21 protein-coding genes and 1 tRNA gene are annotated in these 23,975 nt (G+C 65.6%); 13 read left to right on the forward strand and 9 right to left on the reverse strand.

Annotation, left to right across the window (positions count from 1 at the left end):
* Nucleotides 1-14: 14 nt before the first annotated feature.
* Complete coding sequence (locus tag EV191_RS04140; RefSeq protein WP_132875428.1) at nt 15-488, reverse strand: GatB/YqeY domain-containing protein; 474 nt, start codon at nt 486-488, stop codon at nt 15-17.
* Between the two features lie 76 nt (nt 489-564).
* On the opposite strand from EV191_RS04140, the gene EV191_RS04145 reads away from it, so the two are divergent.
* Both EV191_RS04145 and EV191_RS04150 read left to right on the forward strand, forming a co-directional pair.
* Nucleotides 565-1,515 (forward strand): metallophosphoesterase, encoded by a 951-nt coding sequence (locus EV191_RS04145; RefSeq protein WP_132876143.1) that lies wholly within the window; start codon nt 565-567, stop codon nt 1,513-1,515.
* A 21-nt stretch (nt 1,516-1,536) separates the two neighbouring features.
* Nucleotides 1,537-1,610, forward strand: a tRNA-Pro gene (locus EV191_RS04150).
* 96 nt (nt 1,611-1,706) lie between these two features.
* Here the strand turns inward: EV191_RS04150 and EV191_RS04155 are convergent.
* A complete protein-coding gene (locus EV191_RS04155; RefSeq protein WP_132875429.1) occupies nt 1,707-2,246 on the reverse strand; it encodes a pyridoxamine 5'-phosphate oxidase family protein in 540 nt (179 codons plus the stop codon).
* A 245-nt stretch (nt 2,247-2,491) separates the two neighbouring features.
* On the opposite strand from EV191_RS04155, the gene EV191_RS04160 reads away from it, so the two are divergent.
* The 7 genes from EV191_RS04160 (at nt 2,492) to EV191_RS04190 (ending at nt 11,016) form a co-directional block, all read left to right on the forward strand.
* Nucleotides 2,492-3,289 carry an SAM-dependent methyltransferase gene (locus EV191_RS04160; protein WP_132875430.1) on the forward strand — a complete coding sequence of 266 codons (798 nt, stop codon included), beginning with the start codon at nt 2,492-2,494 and terminating at the stop codon, nt 3,287-3,289.
* Nucleotides 3,286-4,566 (forward strand): cation:proton antiporter, encoded by a 1,281-nt coding sequence (locus EV191_RS04165; RefSeq protein ID WP_132875431.1) that lies wholly within the window; start codon nt 3,286-3,288, stop codon nt 4,564-4,566. The genes EV191_RS04160 and EV191_RS04165 overlap by 4 nt, the downstream gene beginning before the upstream one ends.
* A gap of 118 nt (nt 4,567-4,684) precedes the next feature.
* Nucleotides 4,685-6,268, forward strand: a complete 1,584-nt coding sequence (locus EV191_RS04170; RefSeq protein WP_132875432.1) for an NAD(P)-binding domain-containing protein — start codon at nt 4,685-4,687, stop codon at nt 6,266-6,268.
* A gap of 11 nt (nt 6,269-6,279) precedes the next feature.
* Nucleotides 6,280-7,518 (forward strand): cytochrome P450, encoded by a 1,239-nt coding sequence (locus EV191_RS04175; protein WP_132875433.1) that lies wholly within the window; start codon nt 6,280-6,282, stop codon nt 7,516-7,518.
* Between the two features lie 12 nt (nt 7,519-7,530).
* Nucleotides 7,531-9,027 (forward strand): vanadium-dependent haloperoxidase, encoded by a 1,497-nt coding sequence (locus tag EV191_RS04180; RefSeq protein WP_132875434.1) that lies wholly within the window; start codon nt 7,531-7,533, stop codon nt 9,025-9,027.
* Nucleotides 9,028-9,033: 6 nt separating this feature from the next.
* Nucleotides 9,034-9,987 (forward strand): VOC family protein, encoded by a 954-nt coding sequence (locus EV191_RS04185; protein ID WP_132875435.1) that lies wholly within the window; start codon nt 9,034-9,036, stop codon nt 9,985-9,987.
* 177 nt (nt 9,988-10,164) lie between these two features.
* Entirely contained in the window at nt 10,165-11,016 is an 852-nt protein-coding gene (locus EV191_RS04190) for a helix-turn-helix transcriptional regulator (RefSeq protein ID WP_132875436.1), read from the forward strand.
* Here EV191_RS04190 and EV191_RS04195 read toward each other — a convergent pair whose 3' ends face one another.
* On the reverse strand, nt 11,017-14,175 hold the full coding sequence (locus tag EV191_RS04195; protein WP_243658740.1) for a carboxyl transferase domain-containing protein: 3,159 nt from the start codon (nt 14,173-14,175) through the stop codon (nt 11,017-11,019).
* A gap of 17 nt (nt 14,176-14,192) precedes the next feature.
* On the reverse strand, nt 14,193-15,800 hold the full coding sequence (locus EV191_RS04200) for an AMP-binding protein (protein WP_132875438.1): 1,608 nt from the start codon (nt 15,798-15,800) through the stop codon (nt 14,193-14,195).
* Between the two features lie 85 nt (nt 15,801-15,885).
* Between EV191_RS04200 and EV191_RS04205 the strand changes: the two genes are divergently transcribed.
* Nucleotides 15,886-16,476: a TetR/AcrR family transcriptional regulator gene (locus EV191_RS04205; protein ID WP_132875439.1), complete on the forward strand. Its 591-nt coding sequence runs from the start codon at nt 15,886-15,888 to the stop codon at nt 16,474-16,476.
* A 7-nt stretch (nt 16,477-16,483) separates the two neighbouring features.
* Here the strand turns inward: EV191_RS04205 and EV191_RS04210 are convergent, their stop codons facing one another.
* Together EV191_RS04210 and EV191_RS04215 are read right to left on the reverse strand one after the other, a co-directional pair.
* Nucleotides 16,484-17,269: an alpha/beta fold hydrolase gene (locus tag EV191_RS04210; RefSeq protein WP_243658741.1), complete on the reverse strand. Its 786-nt coding sequence runs from the start codon at nt 17,267-17,269 to the stop codon at nt 16,484-16,486.
* 54 nt (nt 17,270-17,323) lie between these two features.
* The gene (locus tag EV191_RS04215; protein ID WP_165912813.1) at nt 17,324-18,226 is read right to left on the reverse strand and encodes an SAM-dependent methyltransferase; all 903 of its coding nucleotides are present in this window, start codon (nt 18,224-18,226) and stop codon (nt 17,324-17,326) included.
* Nucleotides 18,227-18,448: 222 nt separating this feature from the next.
* On the opposite strand from EV191_RS04215, the gene EV191_RS04220 reads away from it, so the two are divergent.
* Together EV191_RS04220 and EV191_RS04225 are read left to right on the forward strand one after the other, a co-directional pair.
* Nucleotides 18,449-19,669 carry a cytochrome P450 gene (locus tag EV191_RS04220; protein WP_243658742.1) on the forward strand — a complete coding sequence of 407 codons (1,221 nt, stop codon included), beginning with the start codon at nt 18,449-18,451 and terminating at the stop codon, nt 19,667-19,669.
* Entirely contained in the window at nt 19,659-20,597 is a 939-nt protein-coding gene (locus EV191_RS04225) for a UbiA prenyltransferase family protein (RefSeq protein WP_132875442.1), read from the forward strand. The genes EV191_RS04220 and EV191_RS04225 overlap by 11 nt, the downstream gene beginning before the upstream one ends.
* Before the next feature lie 13 nt (nt 20,598-20,610).
* On the opposite strand, the gene EV191_RS04230 is transcribed toward EV191_RS04225, so the two are convergent.
* Both EV191_RS04230 and EV191_RS04235 read right to left on the reverse strand, forming a co-directional pair.
* Nucleotides 20,611-21,438, reverse strand: a complete 828-nt coding sequence (locus EV191_RS04230) for an SAM-dependent methyltransferase (RefSeq protein ID WP_132875443.1) — start codon at nt 21,436-21,438, stop codon at nt 20,611-20,613.
* Nucleotides 21,439-21,706: 268 nt separating this feature from the next.
* On the reverse strand, nt 21,707-22,291 hold the full coding sequence (locus EV191_RS04235; protein WP_243658743.1) for a TetR/AcrR family transcriptional regulator: 585 nt from the start codon (nt 22,289-22,291) through the stop codon (nt 21,707-21,709).
* Between the two features lie 63 nt (nt 22,292-22,354).
* Between EV191_RS04235 and EV191_RS04240 the strand changes: the two genes are divergently transcribed.
* Nucleotides 22,355-23,497, forward strand: a complete 1,143-nt coding sequence (locus EV191_RS04240) for an FAD-dependent monooxygenase (RefSeq protein ID WP_132875444.1) — start codon at nt 22,355-22,357, stop codon at nt 23,495-23,497.
* On the opposite strand, the gene EV191_RS04245 is transcribed toward EV191_RS04240, so the two are convergent.
* The gene (locus tag EV191_RS04245; RefSeq protein WP_132875445.1) at nt 23,487-23,924 is read right to left on the reverse strand and encodes an SRPBCC family protein; all 438 of its coding nucleotides are present in this window, start codon (nt 23,922-23,924) and stop codon (nt 23,487-23,489) included. The genes EV191_RS04240 and EV191_RS04245 overlap by 11 nt on opposite strands.
* Between the last annotated feature and the right edge of the window lie 51 nt (nt 23,925-23,975).

Here is a 23,975-nt window from a genome sequence, read left to right on the forward strand (position 1 = left end):
GCGCGGGGTCTCCACTAGCCGGCGGTGAGCTTGGCCTTGACTGCCGCGGCGACCCTGCCCCCCTCGGCCTGACCGGCAACGCGGGTATTCGCGGCCTTCATGACCTGGCCCATCTGCTTGGGACCGGGAGCTTCGCCGAGCACCTCGGTCACCTCGGCAATGGCCTGGTCGACCAGCGCGTTCAGCTCGTCGTCGGAGAGCTGCGCGGGCAGGTACTCGGCCAACACCTCGGCTTCGGCGCGTTCGGCGGCGGCTTGCTCCGCTCGCCCCGCGTCCTGGAACGCCTGCGCGGCCTCCTTGCGCTTCTTGACCTCCCTGGTCAGCACCCGCTGCACCTCGTCGTCGGTGAGCTGGCGCGCGGTCTTGCCGGCGACCTCCTCGGTGCCGATCGCGGACAGGGCCATCCGCAGGGTGGCGACCTTCGTGCTGTCCTGCTGCTTCATCGCGGCCGTGAGGTCGGACCTCAGCCGCGCTTTGAGATCTGTCACCCGCGCAACAGTAGGCGACTGCTGCGCAGCCGGCGGAACACGTAGGCTTTGTGCCGTGGTGAAGCTGAACGGCGGGGTGGTCAGGACGACGGCCGGCGTCACGGCGGCGGCCGTCGGCACGTTCGTCTACGCGGCCGGTATCGAGCGCAGGCACTGGACGTTGCGCAACGTGACGCTGCCCGTGTTGCCGAGCGGCGCGAATCCGCTGCGCATCCTGCATATCTCGGACCTGCACATGCTGCCGGGTCAGCGTTCCAAGCAGCGCTGGGTCGCGGCGTTGGACGAGCTGGAGCCCGATCTGGTGGTCAACACCGGGGACAACCTGGCGCATCCGAAGGCGGTGCCCGCGGTGCTCGCCGCGCTCGGGCCGCTGCTCAGCCGTCCAGGGGTGTTCGTGTTCGGCAGCAATGACTATTACGGGCCGAAGCCGAAGAACCCGGCGCGGTACTTGATGCCGCAGGGCAGGAAGAAGCGCATTCACGGCGTGCGGCTGCCCTGGCGGGACCTGCGCGCGGCGCTGATCGAACGCGGTTGGCTGGACCTCACGCATTCCCGGCAGACCTTGCGGATCGGCGAACAGCGGACGCTGCTCGCCGGGGTGGACGACCCGCATCTGCGGCGGGACAGGTACGAGCGGATCAAGGGTCAGGCATCGGCGGATACCACGCTGCGGATCGGGTTGACGCATTCGCCGGAACCGTGGGTGCTGGACAACTTCGCCGCGGACGGTTATGACGTCGTGTTCGCCGGGCATACGCACGGTGGTCAGCTGCGCGTTCCTGGATTCGGCGCGCTGGTCACCAACTGCAACCTGGACCGCACCAGGGCGCGCGGCGCATCGCGGTGGGGAGCGCGGATGTGGCTGCATGTCTCGGCCGGGCTCGGCACCTCGCCGTATGCGCCAGTGCGGTTCGCCTGCCCACCCGAAGCGAGCCTGGTGACCCTGGTGCCGCAGGATACGGCGCCGGCACCGCGTGGCCGGCGGCGAACCAGTGCCCCTTTCAAAGCCCGTAGCGACGTCCGCTAGACTGCTTACGGTTCGTTATTCCGGGGTGTGGCGCAGCTTGGGAGCGCGCTTCGTTCGGGTCGAAGAGGTCGTGGGTTCAAATCCCGCCACCCCGACGGATGTGAAACCCCTGGTCGGTTCCTTGTAGTGAGAGAACAGACCAGGGGTTTCGTCGTATCCGAGGTCGCCGCCACCCGTCGAGGTGGCTCGCATCAGACCGATGCTTGTTGGTCGAGCAGGCCCACGGGGTCGGCGCTGTAGGCGACCATCCAGCTGGGGTCGATGCGATACCACACGTTCTCGTCCCAGAACGGGTCGTCGCCGTCGCCGTCGTAGTGGTTGACGAGGTAGTCGCGGACGGTCGACCAGGTCGGGTCGCTGCTCGTCCCCTCGGGGTTCAACGGAACGGCGTGTCCATGCGTGAAAATGCCAAGTTGCTCACCGAGCATGAACGTCGCGCTGATGCCGGGCCGCGCCGCGAGATGGCGGGCTTTGGCGGCCTGGCGGTGGGTGCCGAAGATCCAACGGCCGTGCAGGAGGTGCCCGTCGGCGCCGCTGATGCGTGGCTCACCGCGCCGGGTGACTGTGGCGATGGCCAGGGTGCACATGCCTTGGCAGACTCGGACGATCTGCTTGGCGTCCAAGGTGCTTTCAGCTGGCCGGACGATCGAATTGAGGTGGCTGCTCGAGCCGGACAAAGACGTGTCGAGCAGGGCTTGCAGGCTGTGAAGCTCATCGGGAGTTTCGAACATTCGGCTAGGTAATCAGCTCCCACCGACAGTGCCGGCTCACTGGCCGAGCCTCGTTGCCGAGTTTGACCCTGCGCAGGACTCCAACCCGTTCCCACGGATCGCGTTCCTGAGGAATCGTGCGGTCTGGGGGCAGGGGTTCGCGAGCGGACAAGTACTCGTCGCCTGAGCGAAATCCTGGACGGTTCGGCTGTTCTAGCGTGGCCATCGTCGCCGCTGTATCCCACCGCTCGCGCAACGAGGTCGCCATGGCACAACTTCCACCGGGTGTCGACATATCGCGGCCGAGTATCGCCAGGGTGTACGACTACGTGCTCGGCGGCGAACACAACTTCGCCATTGACCGTGCCACCGTGGCCGAGCTTGCCAGAACGCTCCCGGAAACCCAGCTGCGGGAAGCGGCGCGCGTCGCCCGCGCCATGCTCGTGCGCGGTATCGAGTATCTGACCGCCGAGGCCGGTATCCGCCAGTTCCTCGACCTTGGCTCGGGCTTGCCGACCATGGAGAACACCCATCAGGCCGCCCAGCGGCATGCCAGCGACGTAACCGTCTGCTACGTGGACTGCGATCCGATGGTGCGCGCGCACGCCGAGGAACTGCTCACCGGCCAGCGCAGCCGAGTCGTCACCGCCGACCTACGCGACCCCAGTGCGGTATGCACCCATCCAGACATCGTGGACGCGATTGACTTCGGCCAACCGGTCGCGGTGGTACTCCTTGGCATCCTGCATCACCTGCACGACGACGAGGAACCGGCCCGGATCGTGCGCGAGTACCTCGCCGCGGTCCCTTCCGGCAGCTACCTGATGCTGTCCCATTTCTGCTCCTACGGCCCAGCCGAACGCGCCGCGGAAAAAGCGTTCCTGAACTTCCTCGGCACCGGCCGGTTCCGCACGCAAGCCGAGATCGGCGCCTACTTCGACGGGCTCGACCTGGTAGCACCGGGGCTCACGCCACTGTCGGCCTGGCGCAATCCCAGACAGGGCGACACCCGCCCGACCGCGGGAGGAAGAATGCAAATCGGCGCCATCGCGCGGAAACCATGAACCTCGCTGCTGGCGACGCGGGCGGCGAGGAGCTGGTCCTACAACTGCTGTACCAGTTGATGCTGATCCTGGTCGTCACCAGGATCGTGGTCTGGCTGGTCCGCAAGCTTGGGCAGACCGATGTCTCCGGCGAGATCCTAGCCGGCCTCATCCTCGGACCCAGCCTGCTCGGCGCGCTCATCCCGGGACTGACCGAAGGGCTGTTCACCGACGAAACCGCGCCAATCCTCAATGGACTCGCACAGCTCGGTCTCGTCCTGCTGATGTTCCAGATCGGACTCGAATTCGAGTTCAGGGACGTCATCCGGAACGGGAAGAAAACCATGTTCACGGTAAGCGCCGTCGGTATAGCGGCGCCGTTCACCGCCGATTTCTTCACCGCACCGTTCTTTCACCGCATGCTGCCCGAGGACAACGTCCCCGACCTGCTCGGATTCCGGCTGTTCTTCGCGGTCGCGCTATCCATCACGGCCATCCCGATCCTTGGCCGCATCTTCGTCGAACTCGGCCTCACGCACAGCAGGACGGCGGCGGTGGTCATCGGCGCGGCCTCCATTGAGGACATCATTGGCTGGCTGCTCCTCGGCGCGGTATCCATGATCGTGGTCGGCGGGCTGGACGCGTGGTGGATCATCACGCATCTCGCCGGCCTTGCCGGCTACATCGCACTGCTCTACTTCGTGGTACGCCCACTGCTCAATCGCTACCTCAGCAACGTCCTTCGACGGGATGCACGGCTTGGTTCAACCGCGATCCCCGTCGTGCTGGTGGTGCTGTTCGGTTCCGCCGCGATCTCCAGCAACCTGAACGTCTTCGCGATCATCGGCGGGTTCCTGCTCGGCGTAGCACTACACGACAACCGGGAGTTCGCCGACCAGTGGCGGCTTCGGGTATCGCCGCTGGTCTACAGCTTGTTGCTGCCGATCTTCTTTGCCTACACCGGGGTACGCACCGATATCGGCTCGCTGGGCGATGCCCAGGAATTCCTGATCCTGCTGCTGGTCCTCGTGATCGCCTTCGGCACCAAGCTCGGCGGCTGCTACGGAGCGGCCCGCCTGGTGGGCGAACCACATCGGGTCGCGTCCACGATCGCCGTCGCCATGAACACCCGCGCGCTGATGGGGCTCGTCGCGCTGAACATCGGTATGGAACTCGGCGTGGTGCCGCCGTCCATGTACACCAAGCTGGTCCTGATGGCGGTGGTGAGCACCTTCGTCGCCACGCCGGTTATCCGCCACCTGACCCGCTCGGAGCAGCGCGTCACCGCGACGATCTAGCCAGGCGCATACGAGCAAGTTTGCTTCGCCTGGCCAAAAGCGCTCGCTCGACACACCTTCTAGTGTCCGGATCAACGAATCGTCCATGTGCACCAGCCATCCGGTGCGGGAGGGCACAATGCCAACGACCGCCAGCACCATCATCCTCGGCGCCGGGCCAGCCGGCCTCCAGCTCGGCCATATCCTGGAACGAGCGCAACAGGATTACCTCATCCTGGAACAGGGCACCCCTGGCAGCTTCTTCAGCAGGCATCCGAGACACCGCAAGCTGATCTCGATCAACAAGGTGTACACCGGACACAGTGATCCAGAACTGAACCTACGCTGGGACTGGAACTCCCTGCTCACCGACGACCCTCGGCTGCGCTTCGCGCAGTACACCGAGGAGTACTTCCCGCAAGCGGAGCACATGCTTCGCTATCTCAGTGACTTCGCCGACCTCAGCGGTCTCCGCATCCGTTGCGGCGTGCGAATCAGCCACGTCACCCGCGACAGCGGGCAGTTCGTCCTCACCGACTCCGCCGGCCGTACCTATCATGCGAACCGGCTGGTCGTCGCCACCGGCGTACCGGAACCTTATGTACCGGATATCCCGGGGATCGAGCACGCGGAGAACTATGTGGACATGCCGGTGGATCCGCGCGAGTTCACCAACCAGCGGGTGTTGATCCTCGGCAAGGGCAACTCCGGGTTCGAGACGGCGGACAACCTGATCGCCACCGCGAGCGTCATTCACCTGGCAAGTAAGAACCCGATGACCATGGCATGGAAGAGCAAGTACGTCGGGCATGTCCGGGCCGTCAACAACAATCTCGTCGATACTTACCAGCTGAAGTCGCAGAACGTCATCATCGACGCGGAATGCACCAGGATCGAACGCGCCAACGGTCAGTACCGCGCACACTTCCGGTACAGCCACGCGCACGACGAAGAGGAGGAGATCAGCTACGACCGGGTACTCTGCTGCACTGGTTTCCGGTTCGACGACAGCATCTTCGCCGGCGACACCCGGCCAGCACTCGCCATCTCGGCCCGCTTCCCGGATATGACCAGCGCCTTCGAATCGACCAATATCCCGAACATGTACTTCGCCGGGACGATCACCCAGCGGCTGGACCACAAGAAGAAGCAATCCGGCTTCATACACGGCTTCCGGTACAACGTCCGCTGCCTGGCGAACATCATGGCACTGCGCACCGGCGAGAAACAGTGGCCACAACAGACACTTGACCCGACACCCAGCCAGCTCGCCAAGACCGTCCTGGCGAGGGTTAACCAGGACTCGGCGCTCTGGCATCAAACCGGCTTCATCGCCGACATCCTCGTCGTCCAGCAAGGCGGAGCCAGCGCGCGCTACTACGAGGAAGTGCCAACCGACTTCGCCGCAACGGAGGAGTTCCAGCGGCACATCGGCGGCGGTAACGACTACTTCACGATCACGCTCGAGTTCGGCAACGAGATCATCGACCGCAGCCCTGACCCACTCGCGATCACCCGCATTCACAAGAACGACGTCGCGAACGCCGATCAATCCACCGGTATTCATCCCATCGTTCGGCACTACGTCGACGGCGAACCGCAGAGCGTGCACCACGTCATCGAGGACGTGGAAAGCGAATGGGTCGAGGACGTGCACATCCGCCCGCTAGTTGACTATTTCGCGAACGAGCTGCGGGTGCCGCAAAGTAGCCAAGCCAACTGAAGGGCAACACCGTGCGGGTCGACCACGAGATCTCAACCGATATCCTGTTCACCTTCAACAACCCCGAGCTCATTCCCGATCCGTACCCGATATACCAGGCCATGCGGCTCGACGCGCCGGCGCATCTCCTGCCACTCTACGACGGTTCCTGGATCTTCCTGGACTACCACGACGTTCGACAACTGCTCAGAGACAGCAGGCTGTCCAACGACCGCAGCGAACTTCCGCTTCGCGCGCTGCCCCCTGAGCAGCGCCGCGAGTATCCCGAGATGACCGCGATCATGCGCCGCTGGGTCGGGATGCAGGACCAACCGGCACATCTACCGATGCGGCGGCACCTCAACCACGTCACCGAACACCTCGATGCCGCACGTCTGAGGTCAGTGGCTCAGTCCTATATCGACCAGCTTGTCGCCCAGCTGGACACCGGAACCGAGGTCGACGTCATTGGCGAACTCGCCTACCGGTTGCCGGCTCTGGTGATCAGCGACCTGCTCGGCCTACCGGTTACCGACTACCTGCGGTTGGCCCAGTTGGCAGACGAGCTGGCGTACGTGTTCGGCTCCAGCCAACTCACGGCCGCCGACGTGGACGCGGCGAGTTCGAGTGCCACAAACCTGGTGGACTACCTGGCCGCCCAGGCGAACCGCCCCGGTTTACCCGACGACAGCCTGCTCTACCGGATGCTGCATACCCGCACTGATCAGTACCAGTTCACGCCCGCGCAGGCCTACGCGCAGTGTGTACTACTGCTGTTCGCCGGGCTGGAACCAACGCGGTATGCGATCGGCAACGCGATCCACGCCCTGGCAACGCATCCAGAACAGACGGCCGCGCTGCGCGCGGACCCACGACTACTTCCGTCCGGCGTCGAGGAACTGTTGCGCTACGACTCCCCAGTCCAGTGGGTGGGCAGGAAAGCAACCGAATCATTTGACTTTCACGGACATCGGATCGAGCGGGGCCAACTCGTCTTTCCGTTTGTCGGTGCGGCGAATCGCGATCCGAAGCGGTTCGCGAACCCGGACACGCTCGATGTAGGCAGGACCGGCAACCAGCATCTGAGCTTCGGGCATGGCGGGCACCACTGTCTTGGTGCCGCACTTGTCCGGGTTCAGCTACAGGTCACGCTTTCCGAGTTACTGCACAGGTTCTCCGGATTCCGGCTCTCCGAATCCACCGATATCCGGTGGAACTCCAATGTGAGCTTTCACGGCCACCAGTTCCTACCCGTAACCTTTCTCGCCTGACGAGGTACCGATATGTACTCACGACGCAGGATCGGCCTGGCATGCGCGGCACTTGCCGGGTTGCTTGCCTTCAGCCTCGGCGCCCCCGCCTCCACCGCGAGCAAGCACACCGCAGCCTTCGACCTGGACCACGGCAACGCCGCGACCGAGTATGCGATCCCCATCGTGCAACCGGTCATCGAGGAGCTATCCCCCGGCGGCAACGATCTCACCATCATCCTGCACTGGACGTCGCAGATCACCGCGGCATGGTTTGACGCGGTCGCGCCGTATCACCCGACGGCGGTGGGGATCGCATCCCGGCTGCCACGCCAGGAGCGCACCGAGGCGACGAACCGTAACGTCAACATCGCGCTGTTGTACGCCTCGTACCAGATCTTCAGCAGCCTCGATCCGCAGGAGTCCGAACGCTGGCGGAAGATGCTCACCGATGTCGGGCTCGATCCGGATGACCAGACGACGAATCCGAACACACCGGTCGGGATCGGCAACTCGGCGGGCCGCGCGCTCGCCGAGTCCCGCAGGCATGACGGGATGAACCAGCACGGCGACGAGGGCGGCCGCAAGTATCACCGTACGCCCTTTGCCGACTACACCAACTATCAACCGGTGAACACCGCCGACGAGCTGACCGATCCGACCAGATGGCAACCGGCCGTGGTGACCGATGACAACGGGATATACCGGCAGCAGCGGTTCGTCACGCCACAGATGAGGCTGGCCGACCCCTACACCTACAGCTCACCGGAGAAGTTCCGGGCGCCAGCCCCGATCGCCCGCAAGGACGGCGCGGACAGCGCGGAGTACCGGGCGCAGGCCGACAACGTGCTGCACCATTCGGCCAAACTGACGGAACGGCAGAAGCTTGTCGCCGAGACCTTCGACCACAAATTCGTCAGTATCGGCAACGCCAGCCTGTTCCTCTCGGAGAAACTCGACCTGAGCATCATCGAGAGTGTGCAGCAGGAAGCGCTCTTTACCCTGTCCAACTACGACACCACCATCGCGGTATGGCAGGAAAAACACCGATATGACGCGGTACGGCCGTTCAGCGCCATCGCGCACCTGTACGGCGACAAACCAGTTCAGGCGTGGGGCGGGCCAGGCAAGGGCACGGTAGCCGATATGCCGGCCAACCAGTGGCGTAGCTACATCAATTCCGCCGACCACCCCGAGTACCCCTCCGGTTCGGCCGCGGTCTGCGCCTCGCAGGCACAGATGGCGCGCAACATGTATCAGGACGACCAGCTCGGATTCCCTGTCGAGTACGCCAAGGGATCCTCAAGGATCGAGCCGGGAAGCACCCCAAGCTCGGATACCACGCTCCGCTTCGACACCTGGTCCGAATTGGAAGAGCAATGCGGCCAGTCCCGAGTATGGGGTGGGGTGCACTTCCAACAGGCAGTGGACGCCGGGGCAGACCTGGGACACCAGATCGCCGATGTCGCTTACCGGACGATGCGGGGCTACGTGGCAGGCACCGCGCCACCGTTGACGGCCGGCAAGTAGCCGACGATGGATCAACCCAACAACCTCGGACTGACCGGCATCGACCATCTGATGATCAGGGTGGCCGAACTGGATCGAGCGGCGCGTATGTTCGCCCGGCTCGGGTTCACCGTCGCCCCACCCCGAAGGCAGATCGACCCGGCCGCGCTGGCCACAGCGGCCGGTGCCAACCCGGCCACGACACCGGCACCATTGATCGACAACCGGCTGATCCTCTTCACCCCGCCGGCTGATTCACCCGGCGCGAACTACCTCGAGCTGATGTCGATCGTCGATCCACTTCGGATGCCCCCAGCCGTTACCCAGATGCTGAGCTTCCTCCTGGACAGTGAGGGACCGAAATCAATCGTCTGCCATACCAACGACCTCGACCACTGCCGGGAGGCGATGCTGGCGGCGGGGGTCGAGATCGGTGGACCTGTCGAGATCAACACCGGTTGGCTGGATCCGGACAGCTCGGAACTCATACCGGTCCGTGCGCGTCCGGCAGCGCCGGTGTTCGGCCAGATCCCGTTCCAGATCAATCCCTACGAAACGGATACCCTGTCGAGTTACCAGCATCCACGCTGGACAGCACATCCGAACGGTGCGCGGCATCTCCTCGGACTTACCGGAGTGACGCATGACCTCGCGGCGCACGCCAGTTACATGGCAACCGACGTCTTCGGAGTCGACGTTGACTGGCGAGGTCAACACGAGGCGCTTATGTGGTTCGGCGGCGTGTTCCTCCGCGTGGTCACACCGGATGGCTTCGCACAGCGGTATCCGACACTGGACTACAGTCGCGAACGAGTGCCTCCGTTCGTCACCGCCGCGACGATCGCGGTGGGTGACCTCGATGTGACACGCCGGTTCCTGCGGACCAACCAGATCCGCCATGCGGTGACCGCAACCGGTATCGGGGTGCCACGCGAATACGCCGCGAACACGCTACTCGAGTTTGTGCCGGATTCGCCCTAGCGCCCGTACTCCACCCGTACCAATCTGGTCAGCCAAGTGTTTGAGGCTGCATACCTACCATGATTGCCGTGCGCATCGTGCCAGGATCGCGATCGCCGCCGGACAAATACTGAACTCACCGGTCACCGGCGAGTTCACCAGGCTCGCCCCCGGGTGCGGTCTGGAGGTCAGGTTCCAGTGCAACTAGCCCTCGAACAGCACGGGTCACAGGTAACCCGGAAGCGAACCAGGAACTACCAACTCGCGCACTACGAGTTCACCGCAAGGGTGCATGGCCGGCGTCACCCAGCGCATGCGCCGGGAGCAGGCTACGAGTTCATCCTGCCGCTGGCCGGCACCGCCCAGGTACGCGAGTCCGAACGATGGCTGTACTACGGCGCGCATTTCGGCTACCTGTGCATGCCGGATACGGCGTTCGACTACGTTGTCGAGCCAGGCAGCCGGGTCATCGTGCTGGGAATGCATCCCATCGAACTGCATCACCGGTTCCCGCGTGCCGCTGGCGGGACGAAGCTGCCGCTCGGCTCGGGGCTCGGGCGGATTGGCGCGGCCGTGCTCGACGGGGTGGTCCAGCAGGTAGGGCTATCCGAGGAGGACGTGGATGTCGCCTGCAGCGCTTTCCTCGATCTGATGCGCCAGTTGGCTCACTCGGTACGGCAAGACGAGCTGATCCGGTACGACATCGAATCGGCTGTACGCAGCTATATTCGCGCGCATGCCGATCAGCCCGCACTTACCGGAAGTGATATCGCCGCCGCGCTCGGCTGGTCGCTGCGGCAGATCCAGCGCTCGCTACACGAGTCCGGTACCACGCCGCGCAAGCTGATCAAATCGGAGCGGCTGAGACTGGCCCACCAGCGGCTGGGTGATCCGAACTATCGACATTGGACGATCGCGGAGCTGGCGCATGCCACCGGGTTCGCCTCAGCCAGTTCGCTCAGCACCGCCTTCCGAAGGCAGTTCGGCGTCACCCCACGACAGTTGCGCACCAGCAAGCTGGCCAGGACCGGGCGACTCGGCGCGGCATAGTCAGCAGACCGCGTCGAGCGTGCGGATCAGTACCTCCCTGGTATCCGCGGGGTCGATCACATCGTCAATCTCGAACGTGGTCGCCACGCTCAGCGCCTTGCCGCGCTCGTAGTAGCCAGCAACCAGTTCGGCGTACCGGGCTTCGCGTCGCGCCGGATCCTCGATCGCGGCCAGCTCCTTGCGGTAGCCAAGCCGAACCGCGCCTTCCAAACCCATACCCCCGAACTCGCCGGTCGGCCAGGCCACCGAAAGGGCGGGAGCATGTAGGTCACCGCCGGCCATGGCCATCGCGCCGAGCCCGTAACTCTTACGCAGCACGACCATGCACAGCGGTGTCGGCAACCGGGCGCCCGCGACAAACATGGCGCCGAAGCGGCGCACCGTGGCCGTCTTCTCCGCGTCCGGGCCAACCATGAAGCCCGGTGTATCGCACAACGAGATGACCGGCAGCTGCTGTGCGGCACAGAGTTCCAGGAACCGCGCGGATTTGTCCGCAGCTTCCGCATCAATCGCGCCGCCAAGATGCTTCGGATTGTTCGCGAGTACCCCGACCGGGCGACCTGCCAGCCTGGCCAGCGCGGTCAGCACTCCGGCGCCGAACCCCGCTCGCAGCTCCAGCACACTGTCCATATCGAACAGAATGTCGAGTACCGGGCGCACATCGTAGCCGCGAACCCGGCTCTCCGGCACCTGGTGGCGCAGCACCCGCTGGTCGGCATGCTCGCCCGGTTCCGCAACGCCTGCGAAGTAACCGAGATAGGCACGGGCGGCCGCCGTCGCGGCGGCGTCGTCCGGCACAAGTAGATCAACCACGCCGTTGGCGAACTGGACCGGCATTGGCCCGACATCCTCAGGGGCGACAACGCCGAGCCCACCACCTTCGATCATGGCCGGCCCACCCATCCCGAGGCTGCTTCCCTCGGTCGCGATGATCACGTCGCAAGCTCCGGCGAGCGCCGCGTTACCGGCGAAGCAGTACCCGGAAACCACCGCCACCGTGGGCACCTTGCCGGCGAGCTCGGCGATGAGCCGGAAGGTCGCGACATTCAGTCCCGCGATCGCCGAGGTGTCGGTATCGCCCGGCCGGCCGCCTCCTCCTTCGGCGAAGAGCACCAGTGGCAGCCGATGCCGGTGCGCGAGAGTGAGCAGCCGATCCGTCTTCATGTGGTTGTGCATGCCCTGCGTACCGGCGAGCACCGTGTAGTCGTAGGCCAGCACCGCCACCGGCTGACCGCCGACGGTCGCGGTTCCGGTCAACATGCCATCCGCGGGCGTGCGCGCAACGAGATCATCCACCGACCTGCGGGCGCGTTGCGCGGCGATGGTGAGCGCGCCGTACTCCACGAAGCTGCCGGAGTCCACCAGGTCGGCGACGTTCTCCCGCGCGGTCCGCCGCCCAGCCGCGCGCCGACGTTGCACCGCATCCGGACGATTCGCGTCCAACCCGAGCTCGTGCCGCGCGATGACCTCGGCCAAGTCCGGGCGGATGTACGCGGGATCCGACTGGACCGAACTCGTTGCCGCTTCCGCCGCGTCGGCCAGTGGGCTGAGTGCCACGAGCACCGCCTGCTCCGGCACTGTCTGGCCAACCGTGACCAGCACACTCGTCACCCTGGCCGGCTGTACCGCGGCCACCACATGCTCCATTTTCATCGCCTCGAGCACGGCAAGCTCAGTACCTGCCGCGACCACATCTCCTTCGGTGACCGCGATGTCCACCACGAGGCCCAATAGCGGAGCGCGAACCACGATCTCGTCGGCGACCGGCCCGGCAGCACCCTCGGCCGGCTCGGTGGCGCCTCCGGCCAGCTTCGTGTCCACATAGGAGATGTCGAGCGCACCATCGGCGAGCCCAGGTTCGTCGAGCAGGTCACGCAGCAGCCCGATATTGGTGCCGACTCCGTCGATCGCGAACTCGGCAAGCGCCAGCCGGGCACGCGCGGCCGCGAGTTCGAGCTGTCCTTTTGGCTCGACCACGACAACCTTGGCGAGCAGCGAGTCGTACCGCGGGCTGACCGGATAGCCCGGGTAGCCATGCGTGTCCACCCGGATGCCGCGCCCCGTTGGTGGGCGAAACCGATCCAGCGTGCCGGCGCTCGGGTTCACCGTCCCATCCGGACTGATCGTCTCGCTGTTCACCCTGGCCTGCAAAGCGGTGCCCCGCGGCCTCGGTGGCTCGGTCAGGCCAAGTTCGGCGAGTTTCGCGCCGGCAGCCACCCGCAGGGCCAGCTCAACCAGGTCAAATCCGGTGACCTCCTCGGTAACCGGATGCTCGACCTGTACTCGCGGGTTGACCTCGAGGAAGGCGATCTCCCTCGCGCTGACCAGGAATTCCACCGTGGCCAGGCCGGTATAGGGCACCGAACCGACCAGCGATACGGCGGCCCGGTGCAAGCGCGCGCGCAGCTCCGGTTCGAGCTGCGGAGCCGGAGCGATCTCGATCAGTTTCTGCCTGCGCCGCTGCAGGCTGCAGTCCCGATCGCCGAGTACCTGAACCGCACCGGACGAATCACCGATCAGCTGTACCTCGATATGCCTTGCCGCCGGAAGTAGCCGCTCGAGGTACACGCCCGCATCGCCGAAGGCCGCCTGCGCCTCGGAGGCGCAGCGTCGCATTGCCTCCGCGAGTTCGGTGTCGTCGGTGGCTACTCGCATGCCACGACCGCCGCCGCCGGCTACCGCCTTCACAAGCACGGCCTCACCCGCGCCAAGATCCGCGAGGAACCGTTGCCCCGCGGCGAGATCGGTGGGCCCCTCGGTGCCCGCGAGTACCGGAACGCCGAGCTCGCCAGCCAACCGTCGCGCACGGGTTTTGTCGCCGAACAGGGCAAGAGCCGCGGCGGACGGCCCGATGAACTGGATCCCCTCGGCCGCGCACCTGCGCGCCAGCTCCGGATTTTCCGCGAGGAAACCGTAACCCGGATGTAGCGCGGTGCACCCGGTTCGGCTGGCCGCCGCGAGCACCGCGTCGATGTCCAGGTATCCCGCCGGGCCCGCGCCGGGTAGCTCGACCGCTTCACCCGCCCGCGCCGTATGCGCGCAGTCGGCATCGTCGGCGGGGTAGATCGCGACGGTACGCATGCCGAGCAGTTCCGCGGTATTGATGATGCGCACGGCGATCTCGCCCCGGTTTGCGATCAACAGCTTCGTCTCAGCCACGAACGTCCTCCCGACTGTCACTGTGGCAACGAACCGCGGCGTAGCACGATTCCGGCGCCTTCCCGATCCCATACTCCGGAGTGGACACCGCTGTCCCGAAGCACGTGCTTGTGCACCTTGTGTGTCGGCGTCTTGGGTAGCTCGGTGAGCTGTTCGAAGTAACGCGGAACCATGAAGTATGGCAACCGATCGAGGAGAAACTCGGTCAGTTCCACAAACTCGATCTCGGCTCCTTGCCGCGGCACGACCACCGCCTTGATCTCATCCTCGGACAGCTCCGCCGGCACCGCGACCACCGCGCTCTCGTACACGCTGGGGAACTCGTTGATCACCCGCTCGACTTCGAAGCTGGAGATGTTCTCCCCGCGCCGCCGCAAGGCGTCTTTCATCCGGTCAGCGAAGAAGAACCGGCCGTGCTCATCCATCCGAAACGCGTCTCCGGTGTGCACCCACCCGGCCCGCAGGGCCTCCGCTGTTTTCGCTGGCTGGTTGTGATAGCCGGCCATGACCGTCTCCGGATGTTCCGGGCGGACCCAGAGCTCACCGACCTGACCAACCGGAACATCCTGGCCTTCCGGATCGACAAGGCGAAGTTCGTACCCATCCCGGGGAAAGCCGCACTCGCCGCCGACGATCGTGTCCGGCGGTCCATAGAGGACGCCACCGATCTCACTCATCCCGTAGACCGCGGCCACGTCGATCCCGAAACGCTCGCGGAACCCGAAGATATCGCTGGCCAGCGGGGCCATCATGGCGAACTCGAGCGGGTTGTCCGCATCATCCGGCCGCGGCTCGCGTTGCTGGAGCAGTTCGGCCATGGCGCCGAGTAGCACGGTCACGGTGATCCGGTGTTCCCTGAGTACATCCCAGAAGCGGCTGACTGAGAACCCGGGTTCGTATACGCAGCGAACCTGGTGGATCAGCGCCTGGTAGCCGCCGTACCACTGCCCGGCGAGGTGAAACAGCGGCAGCGTGACGAGCACCCGGTCCCCTGGGTCGGGGCGTCCCTGATCCTCCCTTGAGGCGTAGGTGTAGGCATGCGCATGCGAGATGAGCACCCCTTTGGACGCCCCGGTCGTTCCCGAGGTGTACATATACGCGAGCAGGTCGGCCGGCCCGCCGCGCACCGGGGCACCGGCGGCGGCCGTGTCAAGCTCATCGAACGGCACCACCCGGAACCGCTTGCGCGCATCGGCGGCACGGTCGAGATCCCCGCGCACCACCAGGGTGTGCAGTGCGGTCAGCTCAGCGGCGACCGCAAGTACCCGAGGCACGTAGTGGTCTTCCAGGATCAGCACGCCAGCGCCGGAATCGTTGAGCACATGGCTGAGGAAGCCGCCGACATAGGCGGTGTTGATCGGCACCTCGACCAGGCCGCAAAGCCCGATACCAGTCCAGCTGTGCACCATGTCCAGCGAGTTGTCCAGCAACAGCGCGACCGGATCTCCCCTACCGACCCGGTGCGCGGTCAGCCCGGTGCCCAACCGGAGCGAACGCTGAAAGCTTTCCGCGAACGTGTACCGCGCTGCTGGATCCAGCTGCGCCAGCTCATCCGGCTTCGTCCGGAGCACCCGTTCGTAGCAGGCAAGCAGCGTTCGCTCGGTGATATCGGGCAGGCCGGTCATGCGCTCCTCCTTGAGAGCCGGTGGCGGCACCACCATCTGTACTTTACATTGATGTCAAGTAGCGGTAACTGGCTCAGGAGGTCGAGTGGGTGGCATTGGCAGCCGGACGCTGGATGTCGGGGACAAGCGGGAACTGCTCCTCGACGCGGCCGAACGAACCTTCTGCCGGCTGGGCTACGCGCGCACGACGATTGGCGAACTGGCCGCCGATGCCGGTGTCACTCGCCCAACGATCTACGCCTACTTCCAGTCCAAGGATGCCGTGTTCGCCGCGCTCGCCGACCGGATTCGCCAGGAGTTCCTTACCCTGCAAGAGGAAGCCGACACGTCATCACCAGCTGGTATCGCCCGCAGTACCTTGACGGCCTTTTTGGACACACACGTCCGGCACTTCGGGATGCTCACCATCCTTGCCCACCAAGCGATCGTCGATCCCGCGATGCGCGAGCTCCGCGCGGAGATACACGGGAGGGCAACCCGGCGACATACCCGATTCATCGAACGGCTTGTCGCGCAAGGACACGCGAACCCGGCAATCCAGCCAGCACTTGTCTCCGAAGTGGTCACCGGCGTGGTTGCCCGTTTTGCCGAACAGGCCGCGGACGATCCACGTAAGCAGCCGGCGCTGGCCGAAGCCCTTGTTACCCTCTACATCAGACTCGTCGGACTAACCTAGGATTCCGTTACTCGGCAAGGAAATCGAGCACCGCCTTGCTCGCGATTTCCCGGAACTCCTCGAAGTAGGCGTGCCGCCCGCCGGGAATCAACCGTAGCTGAGCGGTGGGAATACGTTCGGCGAGCAGCTGGCCGTTGGCCGCGGGGTTCAGCTCATCGGCTGCACCGTGCAGTACCAGGGTGGGCGCGGTGATCTGTGGCAGGGCGTCCCAGGCGTCGTGTTTCGCACTTGCCCGTAGGTGCCCCTGGCGCGCGTGTGGCGGCATCTCCGGATCGCCCAGCGTCCAGTGTGGACCTGGGTGCGCGGCGAGCCATGCCGGGTTGTACATCAGTTCCCGCAGCGCCCGTTCTGCTTCGGTCGGGTCAGAACTGGCCAGCGCTCTGCGTACGGCTGGGCCGCGCTCCACGGAGTGCTTACCGCCCGGTGCGGTGCACCCGAGCACCAGCCGGCGCACCCGGTCCGGATACTGGATGGCAATCCACTGGGCGACGCGCCCGCCCATGGACGTGCCGTAGACATCGGCGCGTTCGATGCCGAGCTGATCGAGCACGGCGATGGCGTCCTCGGCGAATCCGGGGGTGCTGTAAGGGCTGTCGGGCTTGTCGCTGTCCCCGGTGCCGCGATAGTCCATTGTCACGGTCTGCCGTTCGGCTTCGAAGTCCGCGCGAACCGAGCTCCACCATCGGTGTGAGTTGGCCTGCCCGGCCAGTAGCAGCAACGGCGGGCCGGAGCCGCCGAGCTGGTACGCGATCCGGGTCCCATCAGCCGCGTACGCGGCAGCGCCAGCACTCACCAGCGCAGTATCCCCGACCCGCAAGATCCCTAAAGAACGCGGTCACCGAGGGTGTCAGTTGACCAGGAACGGCCGCATTCGCTCGGCGGTCTTGCGCGCCACGCCGCCAAGCAGTCGACTACGCGCCGGGTCGCCGTACTCCCGGGTGAACCGCTGCAGATCGCCGGCGCCTGGCTGCCACTCCGGCAGGTAGACCAGCCCCGGCGAGAACATCTCCCAGCCGGTGAAGAACCGGTCGATCTGATCCCGCGGGCGCGCCATCACCGGTGCGATGAGCTTGGCGTAGGCCGCGGTGGCCGAGAAGGTGTACTCATCGGCCACTTCCGTTTCCCCAGCCAGCTGTTCCCGGGTAGTGGGATTCTCCCGCCGACCGTGGCTGAGCAGCAGCATCGAGCCGGCGGCTACCTGGTTTTTCAGCGCGTCCAGCCGCGCCCACGGATCGTCCGCGTCCGGGATGAAGTGCAGCAGCGAGTTGAGGGTGAGAAAGACCGGCTGCTCCGGGTCGATCAACCCGGTATCCAGCACCCGGCACCACAGGTAGGGGTCGGCGAAATCGCCGTGGATGTAGCGATGCCGGTCCGTGGTGCCGTTCGCCGCGAGTATGTCCTGGCCGGCCGCGACCACCACTGGATCGTTGTCGACGTAGACCACCTTGGCCGGACGCTGCTGCCGCAACGGATCGGCGCTTTCCACGATCTCGTGCACGCAGCCGCCCTCGGGCAGCCCGGTACCCAGGTCGACGAACTGCCGCATGTTCGGATGCACGCCGAGTACCCGTAGGGCGCGCCGCAGGAACGCGCGCACCTCGAGCGTCATCATGCGCACCTCGGGCAGCCGCTGCTCGAACTCCTCGGCTGCCTGCCGGTCCACCGCGAAGTGATGGCTGCCGCTCGCGAAGTAGTTCTGCACACGGGCTATATGCGCGACTTCGGGCTCCGCGGTACGCCGTTCGGGCACAAGCGCTCCTCTCGTGAGCGAGAAGGGGTTATGCCCAGTGTCTCCGATCCGCCGCCGCGAAAGAACCAACCGATGGCCGGTTTTCCCTTGCGACAACGGAACCCTGTGCATCCCTGGAAACGTCAACATCGCCATGCTACGCTAAGTGTTGCTCCGATCACGAATAGGTAGCCATATTCGGGTGACGCGGCTGGAGGCTGAGTGAACCTCAACGAGATTCGAATGGCCGCACGAATTGTCCCATTTCTCGAGCACAACCAGCATGCCAGACCGCGACTGCTGGAAGTCCGCACCGAAGCACCGCGCAAGGTCCTACTCTGGGATGCACCAACGATCGAGTGGATATGGCGCTCGGACACCACCTTCGGGCATCCGGGCAGCCGGAGTATGCGCCCAGTACTCGGTACCGACTCGATGCTCTGGCTGGACGGCGAGCGGCACACCATGTACCGCAAGACATTGAGCCCCTTCCTGAACGGCCGCGCCCTGCGCGGTTACCGGGACACGATCAGCTCAATCACCGAATCGGCGATTGACAGGCATTGGTCGGTTGGCTCCGAGGTGCCGATCGCCGAGTGGACAAGGGGTATCACGTTATCCATCATCTCGCGGGTACTGCTCGGCTCCACTGACTCGGACGTACTAGCCAGGTTCAGCGAGTGGATGGAAGACGTACTCGGCTCCACCCGGCGGATCATGATGTACCGGTACCTCAAGGGCGGCCTCCCGCCCGCGTCGGCCAGCCTGGACGAGGCACTGCTCGACGCAGCCCGGGCCGCCGATTACCCGAGCATCGCACGGGTACTGCTGGACGAGTCGGGGCCACTGGGCAATCTGGACGACCGCGAGGTGCGCGATCAGATCGTCACGCTGCTCTTCGCCGGGCACGAGACCACGGCATCGTCGATCGCCACGGCGCTGGTGCTGCTCGATCGGCATCCGAAGGTGCGCGCCGAGCTGCTTGACGAACTCGACGCAACCTCCGCCGACGGGATGGAGGGCAACGAAGTTCCGCTACTGCAGGCGACCGCGCGGGAAGTGCTGCGCCTGCGACCACCGGTGCCGGTTGCCGCGAACCGGGAGATGACCGAGCCAGGCGAGATCTGTGGGCGCCAGCTGCCGGCCGGCACGATGCTCTCGCCGTGCCCGTTTCTCGCGCACCGCGAGCACTTCGACCGGGCGGATCGGTTCGACCCGCACCGGTTTCTCGGCAAGCGGCCCGCCACCTCGGAGTTTTTCCCTTTCGGTGGCGGCAAACGGCATTGCCTCGGCAGCCAGCTCGCCGAGGCGGAGATCCGGATGATCGTGGCCGCGGTGCTGCGCCGGCGGTCCTGGCAATGTGTGGCTGGCCGTGGTTCGACTGAACAGCGGCAGCAGCGGGTGCACACCTTGGCGCCGGCGCCGCGGGTAAAGGCTCGGGTCACTGGGCACCGTGCGAGGTAGCACCAGTCACGCGGGCGGTACCGCCTGGCGAGACTTCGTGGTGTTGCACCGTTTGCAGTACCCGTTGCCGATCATGTACGGCTGCGCGGCGGTCTGGGGCGCTGGCTTCGCGGCATACCACGTCGAGCAGGTGGTCACCTTCGCGGTGCTACTCGCCTGCCTTGGCAATATCGCCGGGATGCTGTCCGGGTTGGCATTGAACGTCGTGCTCGATGTTGACACGGATCGGCGGCACCAGGAGAAGTCCTACCTCGCCGATGCCGTCGAGCGCGTGGGTAACCGGCGCGCCGCGGCCTGGATTGTGGGCATGGCGGCGGGCAGCGTCGTGGCCGCGTTCGGCGCGGCGGCGGATACCGGAAGTTGGTGGCTGTGCCTCGCCGCGGTTGGCACGCTGCTGTTGCATATCGCCTACAACGTCGATCCGGTACGGCTGAAACGGCGCGGGCTTTACGGGCCGTTGGTGTTCGCCGTGGCGATGGTCGGCGGCCCGTTTCTGCTGTCCTATGGCGCGGTCGGTACCGAGCTGACCCCGGCCGCCATCCCGTTCGTGCTCGCATTGATCGCGTTGAACATGGGTCGCACGGTGTGGTGGTCAGTGCCGGACCACGAGGCGGATATCCGGGACGCGATGGCTACCCCAGTGGCCAGACATGGGCCAGGGCGGGCGCTCGGGATCGCCTGCACGATCCTGTTCGCTGGCGTGGTGCTGCTGTTCTGGGCGCTGTGGTGGCGGTTCGGCGTGGTGCTGGCGGTCCTTGGCAGCACGGCCGAGGCACTGTTGCTGATCGGCATGATCCGCAGTACGCGACGCGTCATGGCCGGGCAGTCGCTTCGCGCCGAGCACCAGCGGCTACGCACGATGCCGTTGGTAGCCGCGGGATCGGTGTTCCTCGCCGCGCTACCCCTGCTTGCCATGACCGGCGCCTAGCGCGGCGAGCCGCTCACTGGTTCTTGACGCCCAGTGCTACGTGCACGGGTACGTGTTCCGCGTTCTGCCCCATGTCCTGGTCGTCACTCGGATGCCACAGCGGCATCCGCACGATGCCCGGCTCGACGACGGACAGGTCGCCGAGAATCGCGCGTAGCTCATCGGTATCACGCATCCGGACCGGTGGCGGCTGCTGGAACATCCGACCGAACATGTCGAGGCCGCTGGCCAGCTGCTGGTCTCCCTTGCCGAAATGGGAAAGGGCCAGATAGCTGCCCTGGCTCAGCCGCGCAAAGTAGTCGGCGACCAGCTGCCTCGGATCGTCTTCGTCGGCGATCTCCTGCAGTGTCCCGAGCAGGAAGACCGCGACCGGCTCGGAAAGGTCGAGAATCTCCCGCAGTTGCGGATCGGCGAGTACCTCGGCAGGCTGGCGAATATCGGTGGAGATGAACCGAGCGAACGGCACATCGCGCAGTGTGGCCTGACTACGGCTGGCCACATCGGGGTCGCTGTCCACGTAGACAACCCGGCAGTCCGCGCTCAGTTCGGCGACAACCTGGTGAATATGCTGCACGTTGGGGATTCCGGAACCGAGGTCGAGGAACTGCCGGATGCCAAGTCCGTGCAGTTCGCGCACCATCCGGCCGAGCAGATGCCGTAGTTCCCGCACCAGGTAGGGAATATGCGGTGCGCACATCGTGATCCGGGTGGCAATCTCGACATCAGCCTCGGTGTGGTCCGAGCCATCCAGCCAGTAGTCGTTGATCCTGGCGAAGCTCGGCTCCGGTGCGTTATGCGGATGGTCGGGTCCGTCCTGGTTGGGAGCCCAGGTTGATGCCACGCTTGGTACTCCTTCGCTAACCCCACACCAGTCGTTCGGGGTCTGGTGCTCAGTTGTCCGGGGGACAAAAGTCTACCTGCGATCTCACAGGATCGGGTGAGGTGTCACGCTCCATCCAGCGCAACCACAAGATCGGGTGGTGTACGGAGCGCTTCCACTGCTGGCCAGGACACCGACGGCGACGACCACCCGTTCGGGTGAGCTCGCTCGGTTGCCGGAACCGAGCTGTGAAAGTGGCGCGTCCGACCTGGATGTAACACCCAGGTGCCTAGTCGGCGTGCAGCATCCCGTGCAGCAGTTCGCGAATCCCGGCCAGCAGCTCCGCGAGCTCCGGTGGGTTCTCCCGGTTCACCCCAGCGATGGAGTCGAAAAGGATGCCCTCGCAAAAGGCGACCAACGTACGCGCCTGCCGTTGCGGATCGGGTGCGCCTGCGGCACGGAGCATCCGCACCGTTGGCTCCCGCAGCCGGGTACCCGCACGGTCATACACCGCGCGTAGTTCCGGGCGACGAGTACCTTCCAGCGCGAACTCGTAGCGCGCGAGCATCCGCACCCGCCCGGTCGTCAACATGCTGTGCAGCAGGCCAGCCACCAACTCGCCGAAGGCGTGGATATCCGGCACGGCCAGCTCGGACGGTTCGGCTCCGGCGCTAGCGAAATCCAGCTCAACCATCCGGTCCATGGTCAGTTCGAGAAGCGCGGCCCGGGTGCGCGCGTAGTACGAGGTCGACCCGATCGGCAACCCGGCGGTCCGATCCACCGCACGGTGCGTCAGCCCGCGCATACCGTGTTCGGCCAGCACGGCGATGGCCGCATCGGCTAGCTGGGTGGTTCGCGTCGGCTCGGCAGGCACCACCGCAGGATAGCCGAAGCTCTACTAGTGTAGAGTCAGCACTACAGACGTAGAGGAGCGCGGATGAAACACGCTGTGGTAATCGGCGGCGGGATTGGCGGGCTCGCGGCTGCCGCCGGGTTGCACCGGATCGGCTGGCGCGTCACGGTGCTCGAACAGGCCGCCGAGTTCGCCGAGATCGGCGCAGGACTGACGCTCTGGCCGAACGGGCTCGCCGCGCTGCGGGCGCTGGGCTTTCAGGACGAGCTCACTGAGCTGAGCATGCCGCAGCGCGCCGGCGGCGTTCGCTCCCGCAGCGGTCGCTGGCTGACCCGAATGGACAGTGACGAACTCGAGCGGACGCTCGGCCAACCGATGGTCGGCGTGCACCGCGCGCAACTACACGAGCTGCTGCTCGCCGCGCTACCCGCCGAGAGCTTGCGTACCGGCGCCCAAGTGACCGATGTGGACCCCGATACCGGCATCCCAGAGCTGGACGTCCCGCCGGCCGATCTGGTGGTAGGCGCGGACGGGATCCGCAGCTCGCTGCGCGCGCGACACTGGCCGGCACATCCTGCGCCGGTCTACACCGGATTCACCGCGTGGCGCGCCATCTGCCAGGAGGGCGCGCCGAACGATCTCGGCGTGACCATGGGTAGAGCAGCCGAGATCGGTGTTGTGCCACTCGCGGACGGGCGAACCTACTGGTACTTCTCGATACGCGCGCCCGAGGGGCAGCACAATCCCGATGAGTACGAGTTCCTTCGGGAATACCTTGCCCGCTGGCACGAACCGATCCCCGAGCTCGTCGCACGCACTTCGGCCGAAGACGTGATCCGCAACGATATGTACTACCTTGCCACCCCGTTGAAGTCCTATGTGCACGGTCGAGTAGCACTGCTTGGCGATGCGGCACACGCGATGACGCCGCATCTTGGCCAGGGTGGCTGCCAAGCTCTCGAGGACGCCGCCGTGCTGACGGCAAGCTGCGCGGACCACGACTCCGTGCCCGACGCGCTACGTGCCTACGACGAACAGCGCCGACCACGCAGCCAGCAGATCGCGCGGGCCTCCACGATGGCTGGCAAGTTCGGTTCACAGCTGGCCAACCCGGTTGCCGTGGCGCTACGCGACTTCGGGATGTGGCTGATGCCGCACCGCACGACGATCCAGTCCTTCCTACGGGTCTCCAGCTGGACACCGCCGGAGATCAGCGCTATTCGCTGAATCGTTTGGCGAGCGCGTTGATCCCGGTGCGATACACCCCACGGGCGAAGGTCTTGGTGAGTTCGGCTTCATCCGCTTCCTCGGAGGTAAAATCGCACCACCACTCGACGAAGGTTTCCTCCGTGCTGGTCACCGGCGCCAGCCGGATCGTGGACCGGTAGGTACGCACCGGGAACGGGCTTTCCAGGATGTCGTAGGTGTAGCTGCGATCGGTGTCGTCCAGCGTCACCAGCCGCTCGCGAATCAGCCCACCGTCGGGGGTGGTGAGCTTGCGGACCGCGCCAACCTCGTTGGCGCCGTGCCCGGACTCGATCTCGCTGCTGGTCAGCCCCGGATGCCAGGTCGGCAGCCCGTTGAAGTCTCGAACCACCTGCCAGACGGTATCCACGTCGGCTGGCACGATCCCGCTTGCGTACGGCCTTGGCATCTGCGCTCCCTCGGGCAACTGCGAATGATGGCAACCGCTCCATCCTGCTCG

The organism is Tamaricihabitans halophyticus, assembly GCF_004340875.1.
GTDB classification, from domain to species: domain Bacteria; phylum Actinomycetota; class Actinomycetes; order Mycobacteriales; family Pseudonocardiaceae; genus Tamaricihabitans; species Tamaricihabitans halophyticus.